Origin of the sequence: Pseudomonas sp. Irchel s3h14 (assembly GCF_900187425.1) — a bacterium.
Classification (GTDB): Bacteria; Pseudomonadota; Gammaproteobacteria; order Pseudomonadales; family Pseudomonadaceae; genus Aquipseudomonas.
This window is the reverse complement of record NZ_FYDJ01000024.1, coordinates 38921-57910: the sequence shown is the minus strand read 5'-3', so window position 1 is coordinate 57910 and position 18990 is coordinate 38921. Positions and strand designations below refer to the sequence as shown.

Here is an 18990-nt window from a genome sequence, read left to right as displayed (position 1 = left end):
ACCAACTTCGGGACAGATCAGGAAGGGGCAATTGGGGCGCCGCTTCCATGCCGAAGTCTTTGGTCCCAGGCCTTGAACCTGAAACCGGGATCCTTTTGGGTGACAGTAATTGACTGCAACACCCGTACCGTTAACGCCGTTTTCGGCTCAAAAACAGTAGCCATCCGCACTCGCGGTTTGGTCTTTCAAAAATACGTTTGGTTCAACCGGAAAGAGGCAATAAAAGCGCTTGAAATCGGTGTCCGGTTTGTGTTTGGTTTTTGGCGTAAAACCCTACATGTAGGGTTTTTTTCGCGACGAGGTACAAGATAATGCGTTTTTGAGGGTGTTGCAACGTACTACCTGTGGATAAACCTGTGCGTAAATTGTGTGTGAAACGTAGAACGAGCGTGTAGGCCGCGACCTAGCTGGAGCGGACCGTTTTTCACTGATTTTCAATGATTGAAAACGGTCATTTGGATTTTTAAGGGCGCGAACCCTATCACAAAAAACCGCGTTGTCCGAACGCATTTACCGGCTTGTGTTCTTGGCGAGCGGCGTTTATACAATCGGCCAGTGCGTACGCATTCTTATCCTCCCCAATCATTACAAAAAGACGGGCGGATCCTTCCTTATTAAGTGTTGTTGGCAAGCAGAGGTCACCGTGGAGCAAGAAGCCTGGCAGGTATTGATTGTGGAGGACGACCAGCGTCTGGCCGAACTGACCCGCGACTACCTGGAAGCCAATGGTCTGCGCGTATCGATCGAGGGCAATGGCGCCTTGGCCGCGGCACGGATCATCAAGGAGAAACCGGACCTGGTGATCCTCGACCTGATGTTGCCGGGCGAAGATGGCCTGAGCATCTGCCGCAAGGTCCGCGACAAGTATGACGGCCCGATCCTGATGCTCACCGCCCGCACCGACGATACCGATCAGATTCTTGGCCTGGACCTGGGCGCCGACGACTACGTGTGCAAACCGGTTCGCCCACGTCTGCTGCTGGCGCGCATCCAGGCCTTGTTGCGACGCAGTGAAACTCCTGAAGTGGCGCCGGAAAAACAACGGCGCCTGCAGTTCGGTCCGTTGGTGGTCGACAACGCATTGCGCGAAGCCTGGCTGAACGACAACGGCATCGAGTTGACCAGCGCCGAGTTTGATCTGCTCTGGCTGCTGGTCGCCAACGCCGGACGAATCCTGTCCCGGGAAGAGATTTTCACCGCGCTGCGCGGCATTGGCTATGACGGCCAGGACCGTTCCATCGACGTGCGCATCTCGCGCATTCGCCCGAAAATCGGCGATGACCCCGAGCATCCGCGGCTGATCAAGACCATCCGCAGCAAAGGTTATCTGTTCGTTCCGGAAGCCTGCACGCTGTGAACTCTATCTTTCTGCGCATTTACGGTGGCATGTGCGCGGCGCTGATTCTGGTGGCGGTACTCGGCGTGCTGGCCTTGCACCTGCTCAACCAGGTGCGCGGCGAGCAATACCGCGAACGTCTGGCCCACGGCACGTTTTCGTTGATGGCCGACAACCTGAACCCGATGAACGAAACCGAGCGCCACCGCGCCTTGCTGGTGTGGGAGCGGTTGCTGGGGATTCCCCTGGCGCTGAAGACTTTTGCCCAAACCGACCTCGACCTCACCCAACGCACCCGCGTGCTGCGCGGACAGGCGTTGGTGGAACAGACCGGTCCGCATGCGGCGAAGGTTTACCGGTTGGTCAGCGACAAGGAACAGCTGGTGTTGACTGGCGAAGTCCAGCAGATCAGCGAGCAACTGGCCCGGGCGACTATTTACCTGCTGGCCGATGAGCTGGTGCGCTACCCGGTGGCCGAGCAACCCGAGCGCCTGGCGCAGTTGAAGCGCGACAAAGGGTTTGGTTTCGACTTGCGGCTGGTGACGATCGAACAGGCGGACATGGACGAGGACCAGAGTCGCCGGGTGTCCGAGGGCGACACGGTGATGGCGCTGGGCAAGGGCGGCGATTCGATCCGGGTGTTTGCCGGCATGGTCGGTACGCCGTGGGTGCTGGAAATCGGCCCGTTGTATCAGATGAATCCTTATCCGCCGGAATGGCTGGTGCTGATCGCCGCACTGGGTTTGAGCCTGATCGGTTTGATCGTCTATTTGTTGGTGCGTCAACTTGAACGCCGCTTGCGTGGCCTGGAAGCGGCCGCCACGCGCATCGCCAAGGGCAGTCTGGAAACCCGCGTGCCGGCACGCGGCGCGGACTCGGTGGGACGGCTGGCTTCGGCGTTCAACGGCATGGCCGAGCACTTGCAACAGTTGCTGGCGATCCAGCGTGAGCTGGTGCGCGCCGTGTCTCATGAGCTGCGCACACCCGTGGCGCGGTTGCGTTTTGGCCTGGAAATGATTGGCTCGGCCACCACACCACAGGCGTTGGAAAAATACTGTGAAGGCATGGACCACGACATCGAGGATCTCGATCGACTGGTGGACGAGATGCTCACTTACGCACGACTGGAGCAGGGTTCGCCGGCGCTGAATTTTCAGCGGATCGATCTGGATGCGTTGGTCAATCAGGTGATCGAAGAACTGGCGCCGTTACGCGCCGAGGTCACGGTGCAGCGCGGTTTGTGTTTGTCCGCCGCTGACAACGACGACGCGTGGGTCGAGGCCGAGCCGCGCTACCTGCACCGAGCGTTGCAGAACCTGGTGAGCAACGCCATGCGCCACGCCCAATCACGGGTGACCGTCAGCTATCAGGTCGGGCAGCAGCGCTGTCGAGTGGATGTCGAGGATGACGGGCCGGGCGTACCGGAAACGGCCTGGGAGAAGATTTTCACACCATTCCTGCGCCTCGATGACAGCCGTACCCGCGCCTCCGGTGGGCATGGGTTGGGGTTGTCCATCGTGCGGCGAATCATCCATTGGCATGATGGCCGGGCGTTGATCAGCAAGAGCAAAAGCCTGGGCGGGGCGTGTTTCAGCCTGAGCTGGCCGAGGAATCAGGAGAAGCGGTGAGAGCAGTGTTGTCTGTGAGGGCCCCATCGCGAGCAAGCTTTGCTCCTACGGGTTTTGTGTCGAGTGCGAAATTGACGAACGCCGCCGGTCCGTAGGAGCAAGGCTTGCCCGCGATGGCGTCATTGGAGACGCTAAAAGCCTTCAGGCCTTGATGCTGACCAGACTCAACAACTGCCCATCCACCACCCCAAACTGCGCATCCAGCTCAGTGCCGTTGCACCATTCGCTGGACAGATCAGTCAGCAATCGCAGCCGCACCTCTCCGCTCTCGCTCCACTCCAGCACCTCGGCATGTTCAAAATAAAAGCGCTGCTGAACGATCGGATACAGCGCCTTGAACAGGCTTTCCTTCACCGAAAACGTCAGGGTCACCAGCATCGCCAGTTGATCGCGAGGGCCAGCGGTCATGCGTTGCAACTCTGGCGGGGTGAGGATTTCCCCGGCCAGTCGCTCGGCCCGTTCAGGGTTGAGCAGGTTTTCCAGGTCCATCCCCAAGCCGCGCCAGTGGGTTTTCTTCGCGACAATCGCCGAGGCCCGGCCGGTGCTGTGGGTGATCGAGCCCGTGATGTGTGTCGGCCACACCGGAGCCCGGTCCTCGCCGATGGCCGGGATAAAGCTCAGCCCTTCCAACTGTTGCAACGCCGCCCGAGCGCAAACCCGCCCGGCGAGGAACTCAGCCTGACGCTTGGCGACCGAACGCTGGATGGTGGGCGGCGGCTCGATGGCACTGCGCTGGAAATCATCGCTGGCCAGTTGCGAGGTATCGAAGTGAGTGCTCAACAGCACCGTATCGGGCAGCGCAAACGGCAGCGGCCAATGGGCATCGAGTGGAGTGCAGCAGACGGGTAGGGCGGGGGCGCGATTCATGTGGGGCATTTTGCCGGGTTGCTCTCAGGCTGGGTAGCCCCATGCTGATCGTTCCCACGCTCTGCGTGGGAATGCCTCAAGGGACGCTCCGCGTTCCAGCTCCCGAAAGGAAAACACGAATGGTCGGATCTCCTGCAAAGAGTCATCAAAACAGCCGAGTCGATTTGATTCAGCTCAGGTTCAGAGTGCGTTCAGGGGGAGTTCAGGGCCGGGTGAGTAACCTTGCCCCGTACCCAAATAGCACATAGCGCATAAGGAACTCCCCTATGACTGGTTTCAAAAAACTGCTTCTGGCTTTCGCTGTCCTGAGCGCGAGTACCGCGGCTTTCGCTTCCGACGACAATTTCGCCAGCCTTACTTTTGGACAGACCAGCAACAAGGTTAAAAAGTCCCACGCCCTGAACGACAACCTCAACAGCCCGAACGCCGACGGCGTGATCGGCAAGGACAACACCTGGGGTGTGCGTCTGGGCCAGCAAAACAGCCAGGGCCGCTACTACGCCACTTACGACAACGTGTCGGGCTCGCACAATGGCATTAAACTGCGTCAGGAAAACCTCTTGGGCAGCTACGATCTGTTCTACCCGGTGGGCGGCAGCACCAAGCTGTTCGGCGGCGCCACGGCCGGTTTGACCAAAATGACTCAGGATTCCCCAGGCTTCAGCCGCGACAGCGACATCGGTTACGCCATCGGCGGCCAATTGGGTGTCCTGCAACAGGTTTCGCAAAACACCTCGGTGGAACTGGGTTACCGTTATCTGCGCAGCAACGCCAGCACCGAGATGAGCGAGCGCGGTGGCAGCAAACAGGGTTCGCTGGACCTGACCAGCAGCGCCCAGACCTACCTGTCGGCGAACTACGCTTTCTAAGGAGCGCGTCCGAAAAGGCCTGCGCCGGATCAATCCAAAAGACTGATCCGGCGTCGCCATGTTAGCCATCGAGGTGCACGTGCCTCTGGAGATGATGATTTGCCTGGGAGAGCGTTATGAAACTGCTGGTCGTCGAAGATGAAGCGCTGTTGCGCCATCACCTGCAAACCCGCCTGACGGACAGCGGCCACGTGGTCGAGTCCGTGGCCAATGCCGAAGAGGCGCTGTACCAGACCGAGCAGTACAACCATGACCTGGCGGTGATCGACCTCGGCCTGCCGGGCATGGGCGGGCTCGACCTGATTCGTCAACTGCGCTCGCGCGGCAAGACCTTCCCGATCCTGATCCTCACCGCGCGCGGCAACTGGCAGGACAAGGTCGAAGGCCTCGCCGCCGGCGCCGACGATTACGTGGTCAAGCCGTTCCAGTTCGAAGAACTCGATGCGCGCCTGAATGCCTTGCTGCGCCGCTCCAGTGGTTTCACCCAGTCGACCATCGTCGCCGGGCCGTTGCTGCTGGACCTCAATCGCAAACAGGCGTCCCTCGATGAACAGCCGCTGGCGCTGACCGCTTACGAGTATCGAATCCTCGAGTACCTGATGCGGCATCACCAGCAAGTGGTGGCCAAGGACCGCTTGATGGAACAGCTCTACCCGGACGACGACGAGCGTGATCCGAACGTGATCGAAGTGTTGGTCGGCCGTCTGCGCCGCAAACTTGAAGGCCCGGCCGGCTTCAAACCGATCGATACCGTGCGTGGCCTCGGCTACCTGTTCAATGAGCGCTGCACTTGATTCGTTCCCTTCGTGTCCGTTTGATGCTCGCCGCCACGATCCTGGCGGTGTTGTTCATGCTGGCGTTGCTGCCGGCGATGCAGGGCGCGTTCAGCCTGGCGTTGCAGGACTCGATCGAACAACGCCTGGCGTCGGACGTCACCACGTTGATTTCCGCCGCCCGGGTGGAGAACAACCGCTTGCAGATGCCGGCGCAGTTGCCCGATGAGCGCTTCAACCTGACTGACGGCCGTTTGCTCGGCTACATCTATGACCGCGAAGGGCATCTGGTCTGGCGCTCGAAGGGCACCCAGGAAGAGCACATCAACTACAAGCCGCGTTACGACGGACGCGGTAACGAGTTCGCGAGGATCAGCGAAGCCAACGGCCAGGAATTCTTCGTCTATGACGTCGAGGTCAAACTGCTCGGCGGCAAGAGCGCGGCGTTCAGCATCGTCGCGCTGCAACCGGTGCGTGAGTACGAAGACACCCTCGAAGGCCTTCGGGAAAATCTCTACCTCGGTTTCGGTGCCGCCTTGCTGGTGTTGCTCGCGCTGCTGTGGATCGGTTTGACCTGGGGCTTGCAGGCATTGCGCCGGCTCAGTCAGGAACTGGACGAGATCGAAAGCGGCACCCGCGAAAGCCTCAGCGAACAACACCCGCGCGAACTGCTGCGCCTGACCGGCTCCCTCAACCGCTTGCTGCACAGCGAGCGCGAACAACGCAGCCGCTATCGCGATTCCCTCGATGACCTGGCCCACAGCCTGAAAACCCCGCTGACCGTGCTGCAAGGCGTCAGCGAAGACATGGCCCAGCGCCCGGCCGATCGCGATCAGGCCTGGGTGTTGCAAACCCAGATCGAACGCATGAGCCAGCAGATCAGCTATCAACTGCAACGCGCCAGCCTGCGCAAAAGCGGTTTGGTGCGCCATCAGGTCCGCCTGCGCCCGGTGCTGCAAAGCCTGTGCGACACCCTGGACAAGGTCTACCGCGACAAACACGTGCGGGTGGCTTTCGATCTGCCGGAGCAGTGTTACGTGCCGATCGAACAGGGCGCGTTGCTGGAAATGATGGGCAACCTGCTGGAAAACGCCTATCGCCTGTGCCTCGGTGAAGTGCGCATCAGCGTGCGCGAAAGCCTTGGCGGGGTTGAGTTGTGCGTTGAGGATGATGGGCCGGGCGTGCCGCCGGATCAGCGAGCGCGGATTCTGCAAAGGGGAGAGCGGCTGGATCGGCAGCATCCGGGGCAGGGGATTGGTCTCGCGGTGGTGAAGGACATTATTGAGAGTTACAGCGCGAAGCTGACGCTGGGGGATTCGCCGATGGGCGGGGCGGCGTTCCGGATTCATTTTCCGGTGGTTTGACCCTGCCACCGATCGTTCCCACGCTCCGCGTGGGAATGCCTCCCCGGACGCTCCGCGTCCACTTCGGCAGGGACGCGGAGCGTCCCGGGCTGCATTCCCACGCAGAGCGTGGGAACGATCGGTGCGCCTTCAGTTCTCTTTCGCGCGGTAAGCGCCCGGCGTCAACCCGGTCCACTTCTTGAACGCCCGATGAAACGCTGAAGGCTCGGAAAACCCCAGTTGCTCGGCAATCTGCTGCAACGACAGGTCCGCACGCCCCAGGTGATAAATCGCAATGTCCCGCCGCAGCTGATCCTTCAATTCCTGAAAACTCGACCCTTCTTCCCGCAAATGCCGCCGCAACGTCTGCGGGCTGATGTGCAGGTGCGCGGCCACCTCTTCCAGGTCCGGCCAGCGTGAACTGTCGCGGCTGAGCAACCGACGCAGCTGGCTGCTCAAACTGTCGCCGTCATCGGGACGCGACAACAGGTCGGCGGGGGAGTGTTCGAGGAAATGTTTGAGTGTCCGCTCGTCCTGCAACAGCGGCATGTTCAGGTAGCGACTGTGAAACAGCAGGCTGCTCTGCTCGGTGGAAAACTCCATCGGGCAAGGAAACAGCAAATCGTATTCGGCGCCGTGCTCGGGTTTCGGGTAGCTGAAGGTCGCCTGTTCCAGCCGAATGCGCTGGCCGATCAGCCAGCTGCCGAGTCGATGCCACACCATCAGCTGGCTCTCGGTGAGGAAGTGGTCCGGGTCCTGGAACTGCGAATCGTCGAGGCTGAGGCGAATCATGTCGTCTTCGCGGGTCAGGGTCAGGCGCGGGCCGTCGGGGAATAAGCTGTAAAACAATAGGCCGCGGTGGAGTGCTTTCTCCAGATTGCGGCAGTGGATCACTGCGTGGCACATCATCGCGAAGCTGCCGGGTTTGCTCGGCGCCTGTCCGAAGCCCAGGTATTCGTCATCCAGTGCCAGCCACAGTCCCTGGATCAATCGGGTGAACTGTTCAGGCGCAATTCTCGCTCGTGGCTCTTCAAGCAACTCGGGGCTGATGCCGAGTTGCTGCAGCAAATTTGAATAGTCATAACCCAGCCGACGCGCGCCACCGAGGGCGGCGCGGGCGAAATGGCTGGCGATGGTGCGTTCGCGCATAGAGGGCAGGTCCGTCCACTGAGCAATGGATGGTAGCGGTGCCCGTCGAGGATGAACAAGGCGGATATCCGCCAAATTGCAGGACGAGGTTTGGCGGGTGGGCGGAAATCCGCCACATCGTTGTAGCGGGTGAGTGACCCAAAAAAACCTGTAGCCCTTGATGTCACAAGGCTGGCAGGTTTTTTTTCGAAGGTGGCACGGGGCTTGCGATACAAGCCGCAGAGGTCTGCCATCGTGCAGCTCGACAAAACAAATCCCTCCAGTGCAGGAGGGTTCGCAATTGAGGTGTCAGGGACAACAGATGGATGTTGTTACTGAGGCACTCTTGAGGAACTTTGCAATGACGACTCGTCAGCCACTGTATAAATCCCTGTACTTCCAGGTGATCGTTGCCATCGCTATCGGCATCCTGCTCGGTCACTTCTACCCGCAGACCGGTGTAGCCCTCAAGCCGCTGGGTGACGGGTTCATCAAACTGATCAAAATGGTCATCGCGCCGATCATCTTCTGTACCGTCGTCAGTGGTATCGCTGGCATGCAGAACATGAAATCGGTCGGCAAGACCGGCGGCTATGCGCTGCTGTACTTCGAAATCGTTTCCACCATTGCCTTGCTGATCGGTCTGGTCGTGGTCAACGTCGTGCAACCGGGCGCCGGCATGCACATCGACGTAACCACTCTGGATACCAGCAAAATCGCTGGCTTCATCTCGGCCGGTAAAGACCAGAGCATCATCGCTTTTGTCCTCAACGTGATCCCGAACACCATCGTCGGTGCCTTCGCCAACGGCGACATCCTGCAAGTGCTGATGTTCTCGGTGATCTTCGGTTTCGCCCTGCATCGCCTGGGTGCCTACGGCAAACCGGTGCTGGACTTCATCGATCGCTTTGCTCACGTGATGTTCAACATCATCAACATGATCATGAAGCTCGCTCCAGTCGGCGCGTTCGGTGCGATGGCCTTCACCATCGGTGCCTACGGTGTCGGTTCGCTGGTGCAACTCGGTCAGCTGATGATCTGCTTCTACATCACCTGCATCCTGTTTGTGGTTCTGGTACTGGGCGCCATCTGCCGCGCGCATGGTTTCAGCGTACTCAAGCTGATCCGCTACATCCGTGAAGAATTGCTGATCGTACTGGGCACTTCCTCGTCGGAATCGGCTCTGCCACGCATGCTGATCAAAATGGAACGCCTGGGTGCGGATAAATCGGTAGTGGGTCTGGTGATCCCGACGGGTTACTCGTTCAACCTCGACGGTACTTCGATCTACCTGACCATGGCGGCTGTGTTTATCGCTCAGGCGACTGATACGCCGATGGACCTCACTCACCAGATCACCTTGCTGCTGGTGCTGCTGTTGTCCTCCAAAGGTGCGGCAGGTGTGACCGGTAGTGGTTTCATCGTGCTGGCAGCCACTCTGTCGGCCGTGGGTACTCTGCCGGTGGCCGGCCTGGCGCTGATCCTCGGTATCGACCGCTTCATGTCCGAAGCCCGTGCGCTGACCAACCTCGTTGGTAATGCTGTTGCGACCCTGGTCGTGGCCAAGTGGGTGAAAGAGCTGGACGAAGACAAGCTGCAAGTCGAGCTGGCTTCCGGCGGTCGCGGTATCTCCGACGAGCGCGAAGTAGACGACCTGGGCGTGGCCGAAGGCCCAACCCCAAGCAACGTCAAGTAAGACGGCTGCACTGAAAAAACCCGCTCCGGCGGGTTTTTTCATGCCTGCGATTTGAGCGCAACGGTCAGCGCAACTGATGCATAAGGTGATTGCTGCAAGGGCGTTGGCTGCCTAGTCTGGGAACATCGTTTACGGAGAACGCCCATGCTCGGTCCACTGGCATCACTCAAGGTTCTGGATTTCTCGACACTGCTGCCGGGGCCGTTCGCCTCGTTGTTGCTGGCAGACATGGGCGCCGAGGTGCTGCGCATCGAATCGCCAACGCGTATGGACCTGCTGCGGGTGTTGCCGCCTCACGATCAGGGCGTCTCCGCCAGCCACGCCTACCTCAATCGCAACAAGCGCAGCCTGGCGCTGGACCTCAAGCAGCCCGAGGCGCTGGAGGTGATCAAGCAGTTGCTGCAGGACTACGACATCGTGTTGGAGCAGTTCCGCCCCGGCGTGATGGAACGATTGGGCCTGGGGTATGAAGCCTTGAAGGCGATCAATCCGAAACTGATCTACGTGTCGATCACCGGTTACGGCCAGACCGGCCCCTACAGGGACCGCGCCGGCCACGACATCAACTACCTGGCGCTGGCGGGGCTGGCGAGCTACACCGGCCACGCCGACAGCGGGCCGCTGCCGTTGGGCATGCAAGTGGCGGATATCGCTGGTGGTTCGTTGCACGGGGTGATCGGGCTGCTGGCGGCGGTCATCGCGCGGCAGCAAACCGGGCAGGGGCAGCATCTGGATGTGAGCATGACCGACTGTGTGTTCAGCCTGAACGCCATGGCTGGCGCCGGGTATCTGGCCTGTGGCGTGGAGCCGGGAAGGGAGGATCAGATGCTCAACGGTGGCAGTTTCTATGACTATTACCGTTCTCGCGATGGGCGCTGGTTCTCGGTGGGCAGTCTGGAGCCCGCGTTCATGAAACAGCTGTGTGCAGCGCTGGGGCTGGAGGAACTGGAAACCTTGGGCTTATCGCCGGAACCGGCCTTGCAAAAGGCGCTGAAGAACGCGCTGCGGATTGAGTTCGAGACCCACGATTTCGCCGAGTTGTGCGCGCTGTTTGCCTCGTTGGATGCGTGTGTCGAGCCGGTGTTGAGCCTGGGCGAAGCGGTGCGCCATCCGCAGTTGAAGGCTCGGGCGCTGGTGACCGACGTGCCGCGTGGGGACGGGACGACTCAGGCGCAGATGGCATGTCCGTTGAAGTTTTCGCAAGGGTTGCCTGAACCGCGGCATATCGGCGCGGCCATAGGGCAGCATACGGATCAGGTGCTAAAGGAGTTGGGGTACAGCTCTGAGCGTATCGAAGAACTGCGGCGTGCCAAAGTTGTTAAATAGATCGTTCCCACGCTCTGCGTGGGAATGCATCCCGTGACGCTCTGCGTCACAGTGGACGCGGAGCGTCCATGGCGGCATTCCCACGCGGAGCGTGGGAACGATCAGACGGTCACTCGACCCGCATTTCCCCACTGAACACCAACGTGCTCCGGCACCGCCGACACAAATACCGCCGTCCTTGCCGCACCAAACCATGGCGCTGGGCTGAAAACGGAAAATCACTGTCCGCACACGGGCATTTGTAGATGTAGCGGGTCACGCTGCGGCGTTTGACGTCATAGGTGTGGCAACGATTGGGTGGCAGTTCGTACACGCCGCGCATGATCAGTTGCCACTCTTCGCCGTGCGGCTGGATGCGGTCGCCGAACAGTTGATGGGCGATCAGGTGCGCAACCTCGTGGGCCACGGTTTGTTTGAGGAAGTCTTCGGTGTTTTCCCGGTACAGCTGCGGATTGAAGCGCAGCAGGTTCTCGTGCAAATGCGCGACACCGGCTTTTTGCCCGCGCAGCTTGAGGCTCACCACGGGGCGTTTGAAAGGTCGTTTGAAAAAGGATTCGGCTAGTTGGTAACAGTCTTCGACGCGGGTATTGAGTTGCTCGGGCATGCTTGATGGATCTCCAGAGACGTCGAGTATGCCGCAACGCTCGAGAGTTGCGAATCGCCGAGGCGCCGAATGGTCGTCACCGTTTTCTAACCTTGAGCATTAGAAGGCCGCCTTGCGGCGGCCTGTGTTGGCAGATCTTGTTTTTGGGTGAAGTGTTGCTAATTCGTATAGACCGGCCCCACGCCGAGTCCCCAGACAATGACAGTGAACGCCATGATGGCGACCAGCACCACCAGGCCTACAGCAAGCACCGAACTCGAAAACAGAAATCCCTCGTCTGATGGAATGTTCATGAAAGTGGGTAGCCCCACATACAGCAGGTACACCGTGTAGCAGATGGCCGCGGTGCCGACGATCATCCCAAGCCACATGTGTGGGTACAGCGCCGCCAGACCGCCGATAAATAGCGGTGTCGCGGTGTAGGTCGCAAATGCAACGCAGCGTGCCAGACTCGGGTTGGCGTCATAGGTACGAGCCATCCAGTGGATGAACGCGCCCATTACCGCCACACCGCCGAGCATCGCCAGGTACGACATGACCGTCATCCATATCGCGCTTTCCACCGTCAGCATCACCGGTGCGCGACTGCCAATGACCCAGCCGACCTGAGTGGTGCCGATAAACGCGGATATCGCGGGGATCGCCGCCAGAATCAGGGTATGAGTGAGATACATGTGGCTGATGCTTTCCTCCTGGTCGCCACGAATCTCTTTCCATTCTTGGTCAGGGTGGGTGAAGAGCCCCACTACGTGATGGATCATGCCAGTCACTCCTCTTGTTTTTACCGTCGCCCCCCAGTGGAGCGCCTACGGGCCAAAGTGGCCGAGTAAGGAAAGGTCTGGATAATGTGTGCGACCTTATGTCGCAGTATAGAAAGGTCTTAACGGCGCAGGTTGCAGGGCTTTAGAGCAAATTGCGCTGTAAACACTCCTGTTAATCGCCGCAGGGTCTGTCATCAACCCAATCCCTTGTGAGCTCTTCGCCGACGACGCGTTTTTGCGTAAAATACCGGCCTTTCGTCACACCTCACGGATTTCGCGTCATGGGCACTCTTACGGTCAACCAGAACAAACTGCAAAAGCGCCTTCGCCGCCAGGCTGGTGAGGCTGTTGCCGATTTCAACATGATTGAAGACGGCGACAAGGTCATGGTCTGCCTGTCCGGTGGCAAGGACAGCTACACCCTGCTCGACGTGCTGTTGCACTTGCAGAAGGTCGCTCCGATCAAGTTCGAGATCGTGGCCGTGAACATGGACCAGAAGCAGCCGGGTTTTCCTGAGCACGTGCTGCCGGCCTACCTCAAAGCGTTGGGCATTGAGTACCACATCGTCGAGAAAGACACCTATTCGGTGGTCAAGGAGCTGATCCCGGAAGGCAAGACCACCTGTTCGCTGTGCTCGCGCCTGCGTCGCGGCACGCTCTACACCTTCGCCGACGAAATCGGCGCGACCAAAATGGCCCTCGGTCATCACCGCGACGACATCGTCGAGACCTTTTTCCTGAACATGTTCTTCAACGGTTCGCTCAAGGCCATGCCGCCGAAGCTGCGCGCCGATGATGGCCGCAACGTGGTGATCCGTCCGCTGGCCTACTGCAACGAAAAAGACATCCAGGCCTACTCGGACTTCAAGCAATTCCCGATCATCCCGTGCAACCTCTGTGGTTCCCAGGAAAACCTGCAACGCCAGGTGGTCAAGGACATGCTTCAGGAATGGGAACGCAAGACGCCAGGCCGCACCGAAAGCATCTTCAGAAGCTTGCAGAACGTGATCCCGTCGCAACTGGCGGACCGCAATCTGTTCGACTTCACCAACCTGCGTATCGATGAAACCGCCGCGTCGCGGTTCGTCAACGTAGTAAACCTCTGACACAAATTCTGTGGGAGCGGGCTTGCTCGCGAAGGCGGTGTTTCAGGCAACTAAGTTGTCGACTGACACTCCCTCTTCGCGAGCAAGCCCGCTCCCACAGGTTTTTCGATTACCTCAGGAGAGGGCATGCGCGATTACAAGTGGCTGCACGAATACTGTCTGAACCGCTTCGGTTCGGCGGCTGAACTGGAAGCCCATCTGCCCGTTCCGAAAACCCCGGCGCAATTGCGCAAGATCAGCGACGACCGCTACCTCTCGACCATGGCCTTGCGTGTATTTCGTGCCGGGCTCAAGCACAGTCTGGTGGACGCTAAATGGCCGGCGTTCGAAGAGGTTTTCTTCAAGTTCGACCCTGAGAAAGTCGTGCTGATGAGTGCCGAACACCTTGAACGTTTGATGCAGGACGCGCGGATCATTCGTCACCTGGGAAAACTCAAGAGCGTGCCGCGCAACGCGCAGTTCATTCTGGATGTGGCGCATGAGAAGGGCAGCTTCGGCGCGTTGATCGCCGATTGGCCGGTCACGGATATCGTTGGGTTGTGGACCTACCTGAAAAAGCGCGGTCATCAATTGGGCGGATTGTCGGCACCGCGGTTCTTGCGGATGGTGGGCAAGGATACGTTTGTGCCGAGCTACGACGTGGTCGCGGCGTTGAATGCGCAGAAGATCGTCGACAAGGTGCCGACCAGCCTGCGGGATCTGGCCACGGTGCAGGGCGTGTTCAACCAGTGGCATGAAGAAAGTGGTGGGCGGCCGATGAGCCAGATATCGATGATGCTCGCCTACACCGTCAATCATTAAAACCGAGTCGCGCCCTTCGCGAGCAAGTCGAATCGTCGCACCGCCGCTCCCACATTCGACCGTTTCCAACATGAGAGAACGCGGTCAAATGTGGGAGCGGCGGTGCGACGATTCGACTTGCTCGCGAAGGCGTCAGATCAGGCGACGCGAATCTCGCCCTCGCCAGCCAACTTGCGATTCAACTGAAACCGCCACCGCACATACAGCAGCGCCGAGCAGAACACCGCCAGGCTCGCGCCCATTTCCAGCAAACCAAACAGCTGCCGGTTCGGGTCATACGCCGCCAATGCGCCCTTGATGAAATACAGGTTCACCACAAAACACATCCATGAATGCCCGCGCGCACTGCCGATAATCATCCCCGGCGCCAGCAACAGCAGCGGCACCAGTTCGATCAGCAGAATCACCCACGGCCGGGCGCCGTGCAGATCGGCGACCACCAGGTAGTAGGCGCACAGCAAACCCACCAAACCGAAGTAACACAGCAGGCTGATGACGCGCATCGCCCGAACCCGCGGTTCGAGCCATTCGATGGAGGGCAAAATCTTCGGCTTTTTGGCCACGTCAGTTCCCCAGTTTCTGTGCAGTCTTCGCCAAGCGCAGGCCCAAGGCTCGGCACAGTGCGACTTCGTGTTCATTCAAGCCGCTTTTGCCATCGGCCCCGGCGTGATGGCTGGCGCCGTAAGGCGTGCCGCCACCACGGGTTTCCAGCAGGGCCGATTCGCTGTACGGCAGGCCGGTGATCAGCATGCCGTGGTGCAGCAAGGGCAACATCATCGACAGCAGCGTGGTTTCCTGGCCGCCGTGCAGGCTCGCGGTGGAGGTGAAAACGCCAGCCGGTTTGCCCACCAGAGCGCCGGTCAGCCACAGGTTGCTGGTGCCGTCGAGGAAGTACTTGAGCGGCGCCGCCATGTTGCCGAACCGGGTCGGGCTGCCCATGGCCAGGCCTGCGCAGTTCTTCAAGTCGTCGAGGCTGGCGTACAGCGCGCCTTCGTCCGGAATATCGGGTGACACGGCTTCGCACTCGGTGGAAATCGGCGGCACCGTGCGCAGGCGCGCTTCCATCCCGGACTGCTCGACGCCACGGGCAATCTGCCGGGCCATTTCATTGGTCGAGCCGCTGCGGCTGTAATACAGAACCAGAATGTACGGCGCACTCACGGCAGCAACTCCAGCACATTCTCCGGCGGACGGCCGATGATGGCTTTGTCGCCGACTTCGAGAATCGGTCGCTCCATCAGTTTCGGGTTGGCGGCGATGGCGGCGATCAATTGCGCCTCGCTCAGGCTGCTGTCGGACAGGTTGAGGGTTTTGTACTCGTCCTCACCGGTGCGCAGCAGTTGCCGGGCGCTGATGCCGAGCTTGGTCAGCAGGCTCTGGATTTGCGCGGCGTCCAGCGGTGTTTCCAGGTAGCGGACCACCGTCGGGGTCAGGCCACGGGCTTCGAGGAGTTCGAGCGCACCGCGGGATTTCGAGCAGCGCGGGTTGTGATAAAGCGTCAGATCGGTCATGTGCGGTTCGCATCTTGCGTAAGGTGACGGCTATTCTAACTGTGCAGCGCGTAATCCAGAACCTTGGGAGGCGATGGGTCGCAGGCGCATTCAATTTTGAACAAGGAATACAACATGACTAGGCGACTGGCAGCGGCATTGGCGATCATCGGTACGTTATTGCTGGGGGGCTGTGGTAACGACTACGGCATCGACCAGAGCGGCCAGAAAGTCGCCGCCGAACGTCTGGACAAACAATGGCTGGTGCTCAATTACTGGGCGGAATGGTGCGGGCCGTGCCGGACCGAGATCCCGGAATTGAACACCTTGGCCGATCAGCTCAAGGACAAGAAGATTGGTGTGTTCGGGGTCAACTTCGACAATGTGCAGGGTGAAGAGCTGAAAAGCGCCAGTGAAAAACTGGGGATCAAATTCACTGTGCTGGCTCAGGATCCGGCGGAGCTGTTCGAACTGCCACGCAGCGAGGCGTTGCCGGTGACTTACATCATCGATAACAAAGGCAAGGTAAGGGAACAGCTGATGGGGGAGCAGACGGCGGCGGGAGTGATGGCGAAGCTTGAGGCGTTGCAGGCAGTTAACTGAGTGCGCTGATCGTTCCCACGCTCTGCGTGGGAATGCATCCTGTGACGCTCTGCGTCACGATTTGCAAAGGGACGCGGAGCGTCCCGGGCGGCATTCCCACGCAGAGCGTGGGAACGATCATTAGAGGGTTAACCCTCTTCAAGCCACCAACGCAGCGGCTTGCCTTCAGCCGGCCAGAAGCGCATCTGGTCGATCGGCGAGATGTCCCAGCGCTGTACGTTTTCCAACGCCTGGAGGAAACGCTTTTCCTGCTCCATCAACGCCGGCGCACACAGTTTGCGCGTGCTGCCAACCTTGCCGAAGCTCAGCTTGTCGCCTTCCAGGGTGTACGGCGCGAACCAATGGTTGCAGCCGCCGTTGCCGTAGGCCCGACCGTCTTCACCGAGGGTAACGGTCAGGTGGCTGTAATCCATCAACGGACGTTCGCCAATCCACTCCAGAATGTAGCTGCGGTTCTGTTGCAATTGCACCGGCTCGGCGGCGCAGCCCAGCAGGCTGGCGCCAACCATAGCGGTCAGAGCGAGGCGTTTCATCACGCGGGCTCCTGGCATTTCGGGCACAGGTGCTTCTCGCCGATCGTGGTCCAGCCCAGCTCGGCAATCCGTGCAGTGGCAGCAGGCTTTTCAGCCTTGTTGCCCAGCTTGGCGTCAACCGCGAACTCGAAGTTCAGCTCTTTGGCGCAGCTGTCGCAGTTGGCTTTCCAGGTGTGGATCGCCAGTTCGCCGAATACCGGACCACTGGCCACCGCGACCCATTGGCCTGGCGGATTGATCAAGTGGCGAACCGTTTCGACGGTCAGGCGCATGGACAAGTCCTTGGCGCCTTTGAGGGTCACTACCAACACGTCGTTGTTACGAATCGAGCCGCCGTTGCCGGTGACTTGATAACGCCCCGGCACAAGGGCGCGGCATTCGGTGAGGGTGTGTTGCGGGTTCATCAGGCTATAGCGGAAATCGTGTTCGACCATGGGTCCTCCAAATATGCGCGATATGCTAGCACGGGCATGAACGCAGCATGGCGCGGGCATGTAACCTTCGATCTGGTTCAAATTACCTGCCAAGTCATGGCACACTGCCGCTTTTGCATCTCTAAGGAATAGAAATGGCGTTGATCGAATGTTTTGAGTGCAAGCAACGCATCAGCTCCACGGCGCCTGCTTGCATTCATTGCGGTGCACCTGCGGTGGCAGTGCAAGCGGATACGTCGACGGCAACGCAGGAGCAGGCGCCTCTTTCTTTCGGGCGTTTACCGACCAATGAGAGGGTGCCCAGGGTGACCCCGGCCGCTTTCGGGCGCAAACGTAAAGCCGAAGTCGAGGCAGAGATCCCGGCACCGGTACCCGGCGGGTCGCGTCCGGTGGAGCTCTGGCTGAAACTGATGATTTTCTTTCTGCCGCCGTTTTTTGTCTGGTTCCTGCTGCGTCGCGGGCATTCGCTGGGGCAGCGCTTGCTGGGCTTCGGCTGGCTGGCCCTGATGATTCTTTTGTCCAAGGCCTGAGCCGATCAGCTCTCGACCTGATTCTGTGGCGAACCGGCCGCCCAGGCCGCGATGTTCTGCAGGGTGGTCGCGGCAATCGCGCCCAAGGCTTCGCGGGTGAGGAAGGCCTGGTGCGCCGTGATGATTACATTCGGAAAGGTCAGCAGGCGCGCCAGCACATCGTCCTGTAGCGGCAGGTCGGAACGATCCTCGAAGAACAGCTGCGCCTCTTCTTCATAAACATCCAGCCCCAGATAGCCCAATTGGCCGTCCTTCAACGCATCGATCAGCGCCGGAGTGTCGACCAGACCACCGCGACCGGTGTTGATCAACATCGCGCCGGGCTGCATGTGCGCCAGTGACTCGCTGTTGATCAAGTGTTTGCTCTGTTCGTTGAGCGGGCAATGCAGGCTGATGATCTGCGACTCGGCCAGCAGTTGCGGCAGGCTGAGGTAGCGCGCGCCGAGCGCTTCGACCTGCGGGTTCGGGTAAGGATCACAGGCCAGCAACTGGCAGCCAAAGCCGTTCATGATTTTCGCGAAGGTCGCGCCGATCTGCCCGGTGCCGACCACGCCGACGGTCTTGCCCACCAGGTCAAAGCCGGTCAGCCCGTGCAGGCTGAAATCCCCTTCGCGCGTACGGTTGTAAGCGCGGTGCAGGCGTCGGTTGAGCGCCAGGATCAGCGCCACCGCATGTTCCGCCACCGCGTGGGGCGAGTAGGCGGGGACGCGCACAATCGCCAGCCCCAGACGCTTTGCCACTGCCAGATCGACATGGTTGTAACCGGCCGAGCGCAGGGCGATCAGGCGTGTGCCGCCCGCGGCCAGGCGTTCGAGCACCGGCGCACTGAGGTCATCATTAATGAAGGCACAGACCACTTCGTGATGCTCCGCCAGCGCCACCGTATCAAGGCTCAGTCGCGCTGATTGAAAGTGCAGTTCAATGCCGGCCGGTAGCTCTGCACTGAGAAAACTGTCGCGGTCGTAGGTCTGGCTGCTGAAAAGAATCGTACGCATGCGGTCCTCCATTTGACTCGGTCACGCTTTATGTAGCAGCTGGCGAAGCCTGCGTCCGGCGGCGACGCCGTCGTAAATCCGGCAAACGCGGTTTACCTGAAAGACCGCAGCGCCTGATTTTACGACGACTGCGTCGCCGAACGCAGGCTTCGCCAGCTGCTACAGGT

Annotated in this window: 21 protein-coding genes; 11 read left to right on the top strand and 10 right to left on the bottom strand. The window is 60.0% G+C overall.

What is annotated here, in order from left to right:
• The first annotated feature begins 643 nt into the window (after positions 1 to 643).
• Both CKW16_RS27985 and CKW16_RS27980 read left to right on the top strand, forming a co-directional pair.
• Positions 644 to 1357: a response regulator gene (locus tag CKW16_RS27985; RefSeq protein WP_046046510.1), complete on the top strand. Its 714-nt coding sequence runs from the start codon at positions 644 to 646 to the stop codon at positions 1355 to 1357.
• Positions 1354 to 2964, top strand: a complete 1611-nt coding sequence (locus CKW16_RS27980; protein ID WP_095132467.1) for an ATP-binding protein — start codon at positions 1354 to 1356, stop codon at positions 2962 to 2964. The genes CKW16_RS27985 and CKW16_RS27980 overlap by 4 nt, the downstream gene beginning before the upstream one ends.
• 141 nt (positions 2965 to 3105) lie before the next feature.
• Here the strand turns inward: CKW16_RS27980 and CKW16_RS27975 are convergent, their stop codons facing one another.
• Positions 3106 to 3831, bottom strand: coding sequence for a 4'-phosphopantetheinyl transferase (locus CKW16_RS27975; protein WP_218244134.1), 726 nt, complete (start codon positions 3829 to 3831; stop codon positions 3106 to 3108).
• Between the two features lie 266 nt (positions 3832 to 4097).
• Between CKW16_RS27975 and CKW16_RS27970 the strand changes: the two genes are divergently transcribed.
• The 3 genes from CKW16_RS27970 (at position 4098) to CKW16_RS27960 (ending at position 6837) form a co-directional block, all read left to right on the top strand.
• Positions 4098 to 4700, top strand: coding sequence for a hypothetical protein (locus CKW16_RS27970; protein ID WP_095132462.1), 603 nt, complete (start codon positions 4098 to 4100; stop codon positions 4698 to 4700).
• 116 nt (positions 4701 to 4816) lie between these two features.
• The gene (locus CKW16_RS27965) at positions 4817 to 5494 is read left to right on the top strand and encodes a response regulator (protein ID WP_046046505.1); all 678 of its coding nucleotides are present in this window, start codon (positions 4817 to 4819) and stop codon (positions 5492 to 5494) included.
• The gene (locus tag CKW16_RS27960; protein WP_095132460.1) at positions 5491 to 6837 is read left to right on the top strand and encodes an ATP-binding protein; all 1347 of its coding nucleotides are present in this window, start codon (positions 5491 to 5493) and stop codon (positions 6835 to 6837) included. Before CKW16_RS27965 ends, CKW16_RS27960 begins: the two co-directional genes overlap by 4 nt.
• A gap of 129 nt (positions 6838 to 6966) precedes the next feature.
• On the opposite strand, the gene CKW16_RS27950 is transcribed toward CKW16_RS27960, so the two are convergent.
• Positions 6967 to 7965, bottom strand: coding sequence for an AraC family transcriptional regulator (locus CKW16_RS27950; RefSeq protein WP_095132458.1), 999 nt, complete (start codon positions 7963 to 7965; stop codon positions 6967 to 6969).
• Positions 7966 to 8305: 340 nt separating this feature from the next.
• Between CKW16_RS27950 and CKW16_RS27945 the strand changes: the two genes are divergently transcribed.
• Positions 8306 to 9640 carry a dicarboxylate/amino acid:cation symporter gene (locus CKW16_RS27945; RefSeq protein ID WP_074879147.1) on the top strand — a complete coding sequence of 445 codons (1335 nt, stop codon included), beginning with the start codon at positions 8306 to 8308 and terminating at the stop codon, positions 9638 to 9640.
• Positions 9641 to 9784: 144 nt separating this feature from the next.
• Positions 9785 to 10966, top strand: a complete 1182-nt coding sequence (locus CKW16_RS27940; RefSeq protein ID WP_095132456.1) for a CaiB/BaiF CoA-transferase family protein — start codon at positions 9785 to 9787, stop codon at positions 10964 to 10966.
• A gap of 109 nt (positions 10967 to 11075) precedes the next feature.
• Here the strand turns inward: CKW16_RS27940 and CKW16_RS27930 are convergent, their stop codons facing one another.
• Positions 11076 to 11570 (bottom strand): SprT family zinc-dependent metalloprotease, encoded by a 495-nt coding sequence (locus tag CKW16_RS27930; RefSeq protein WP_033055255.1) that lies wholly within the window; start codon positions 11568 to 11570, stop codon positions 11076 to 11078.
• Between the two features lie 158 nt (positions 11571 to 11728).
• On the bottom strand, positions 11729 to 12331 hold the full coding sequence (locus CKW16_RS27925; RefSeq protein ID WP_095132452.1) for a Yip1 family protein: 603 nt from the start codon (positions 12329 to 12331) through the stop codon (positions 11729 to 11731).
• Between the two features lie 281 nt (positions 12332 to 12612).
• On the opposite strand from CKW16_RS27925, the gene ttcA reads away from it, so the two are divergent.
• Complete coding sequence (gene ttcA, locus CKW16_RS27920) at positions 12613 to 13437, top strand: tRNA 2-thiocytidine(32) synthetase TtcA (RefSeq protein ID WP_095132450.1); 825 nt, start codon at positions 12613 to 12615, stop codon at positions 13435 to 13437.
• Between the two features lie 126 nt (positions 13438 to 13563).
• Positions 13564 to 14238, top strand: a complete 675-nt coding sequence (locus CKW16_RS27915; RefSeq protein ID WP_074879137.1) for a DNA-3-methyladenine glycosylase I — start codon at positions 13564 to 13566, stop codon at positions 14236 to 14238.
• Positions 14239 to 14375: 137 nt separating this feature from the next.
• On the opposite strand, the gene CKW16_RS27910 is transcribed toward CKW16_RS27915, so the two are convergent.
• The 3 genes from CKW16_RS27910 to arsC are packed head-to-tail and all read right to left on the bottom strand — an operon-like array spanning position 14376 to position 15749.
• Positions 14376 to 14801, bottom strand: coding sequence for a DUF2069 domain-containing protein (locus CKW16_RS27910; RefSeq protein WP_095132448.1), 426 nt, complete (start codon positions 14799 to 14801; stop codon positions 14376 to 14378).
• Between the two features lies 1 nt (position 14802).
• A complete protein-coding gene (gene wrbA, locus CKW16_RS27905; RefSeq protein ID WP_046046494.1) occupies positions 14803 to 15399 on the bottom strand; it encodes an NAD(P)H:quinone oxidoreductase in 597 nt (198 codons plus the stop codon).
• On the bottom strand, positions 15396 to 15749 hold the full coding sequence (arsC, locus tag CKW16_RS27900) for an arsenate reductase (glutaredoxin) (protein WP_095132446.1): 354 nt from the start codon (positions 15747 to 15749) through the stop codon (positions 15396 to 15398). Before arsC ends, wrbA begins: the two co-directional genes overlap by 4 nt.
• A gap of 114 nt (positions 15750 to 15863) precedes the next feature.
• Here arsC and CKW16_RS27895 point away from each other — a divergent pair, with 114 nt between their 5' ends.
• The gene (locus CKW16_RS27895; protein ID WP_095132444.1) at positions 15864 to 16331 is read left to right on the top strand and encodes a TlpA disulfide reductase family protein; all 468 of its coding nucleotides are present in this window, start codon (positions 15864 to 15866) and stop codon (positions 16329 to 16331) included.
• A 128-nt stretch (positions 16332 to 16459) separates the two neighbouring features.
• Here the strand turns inward: CKW16_RS27895 and CKW16_RS27890 are convergent, their stop codons facing one another.
• Together CKW16_RS27890 and CKW16_RS27885 are read right to left on the bottom strand one after the other, a co-directional pair.
• Positions 16460 to 16864, bottom strand: coding sequence for an META domain-containing protein (locus tag CKW16_RS27890; protein ID WP_095132442.1), 405 nt, complete (start codon positions 16862 to 16864; stop codon positions 16460 to 16462).
• Positions 16864 to 17298: a hypothetical protein gene (locus CKW16_RS27885; RefSeq protein ID WP_095132440.1), complete on the bottom strand. Its 435-nt coding sequence runs from the start codon at positions 17296 to 17298 to the stop codon at positions 16864 to 16866. Before CKW16_RS27885 ends, CKW16_RS27890 begins: the two co-directional genes overlap by 1 nt.
• Positions 17299 to 17432: 134 nt before the next feature.
• Between CKW16_RS27885 and CKW16_RS27880 the strand changes: the two genes are divergently transcribed.
• A complete protein-coding gene (locus tag CKW16_RS27880; protein ID WP_095132438.1) occupies positions 17433 to 17828 on the top strand; it encodes a hypothetical protein in 396 nt (131 codons plus the stop codon).
• 5 nt (positions 17829 to 17833) lie between these two features.
• Here the strand turns inward: CKW16_RS27880 and CKW16_RS27875 are convergent, their stop codons facing one another.
• The gene (locus CKW16_RS27875) at positions 17834 to 18823 is read right to left on the bottom strand and encodes a 2-hydroxyacid dehydrogenase (protein WP_095132436.1); all 990 of its coding nucleotides are present in this window, start codon (positions 18821 to 18823) and stop codon (positions 17834 to 17836) included.
• Positions 18824 to 18990: the final 167 nt, after the last annotated feature.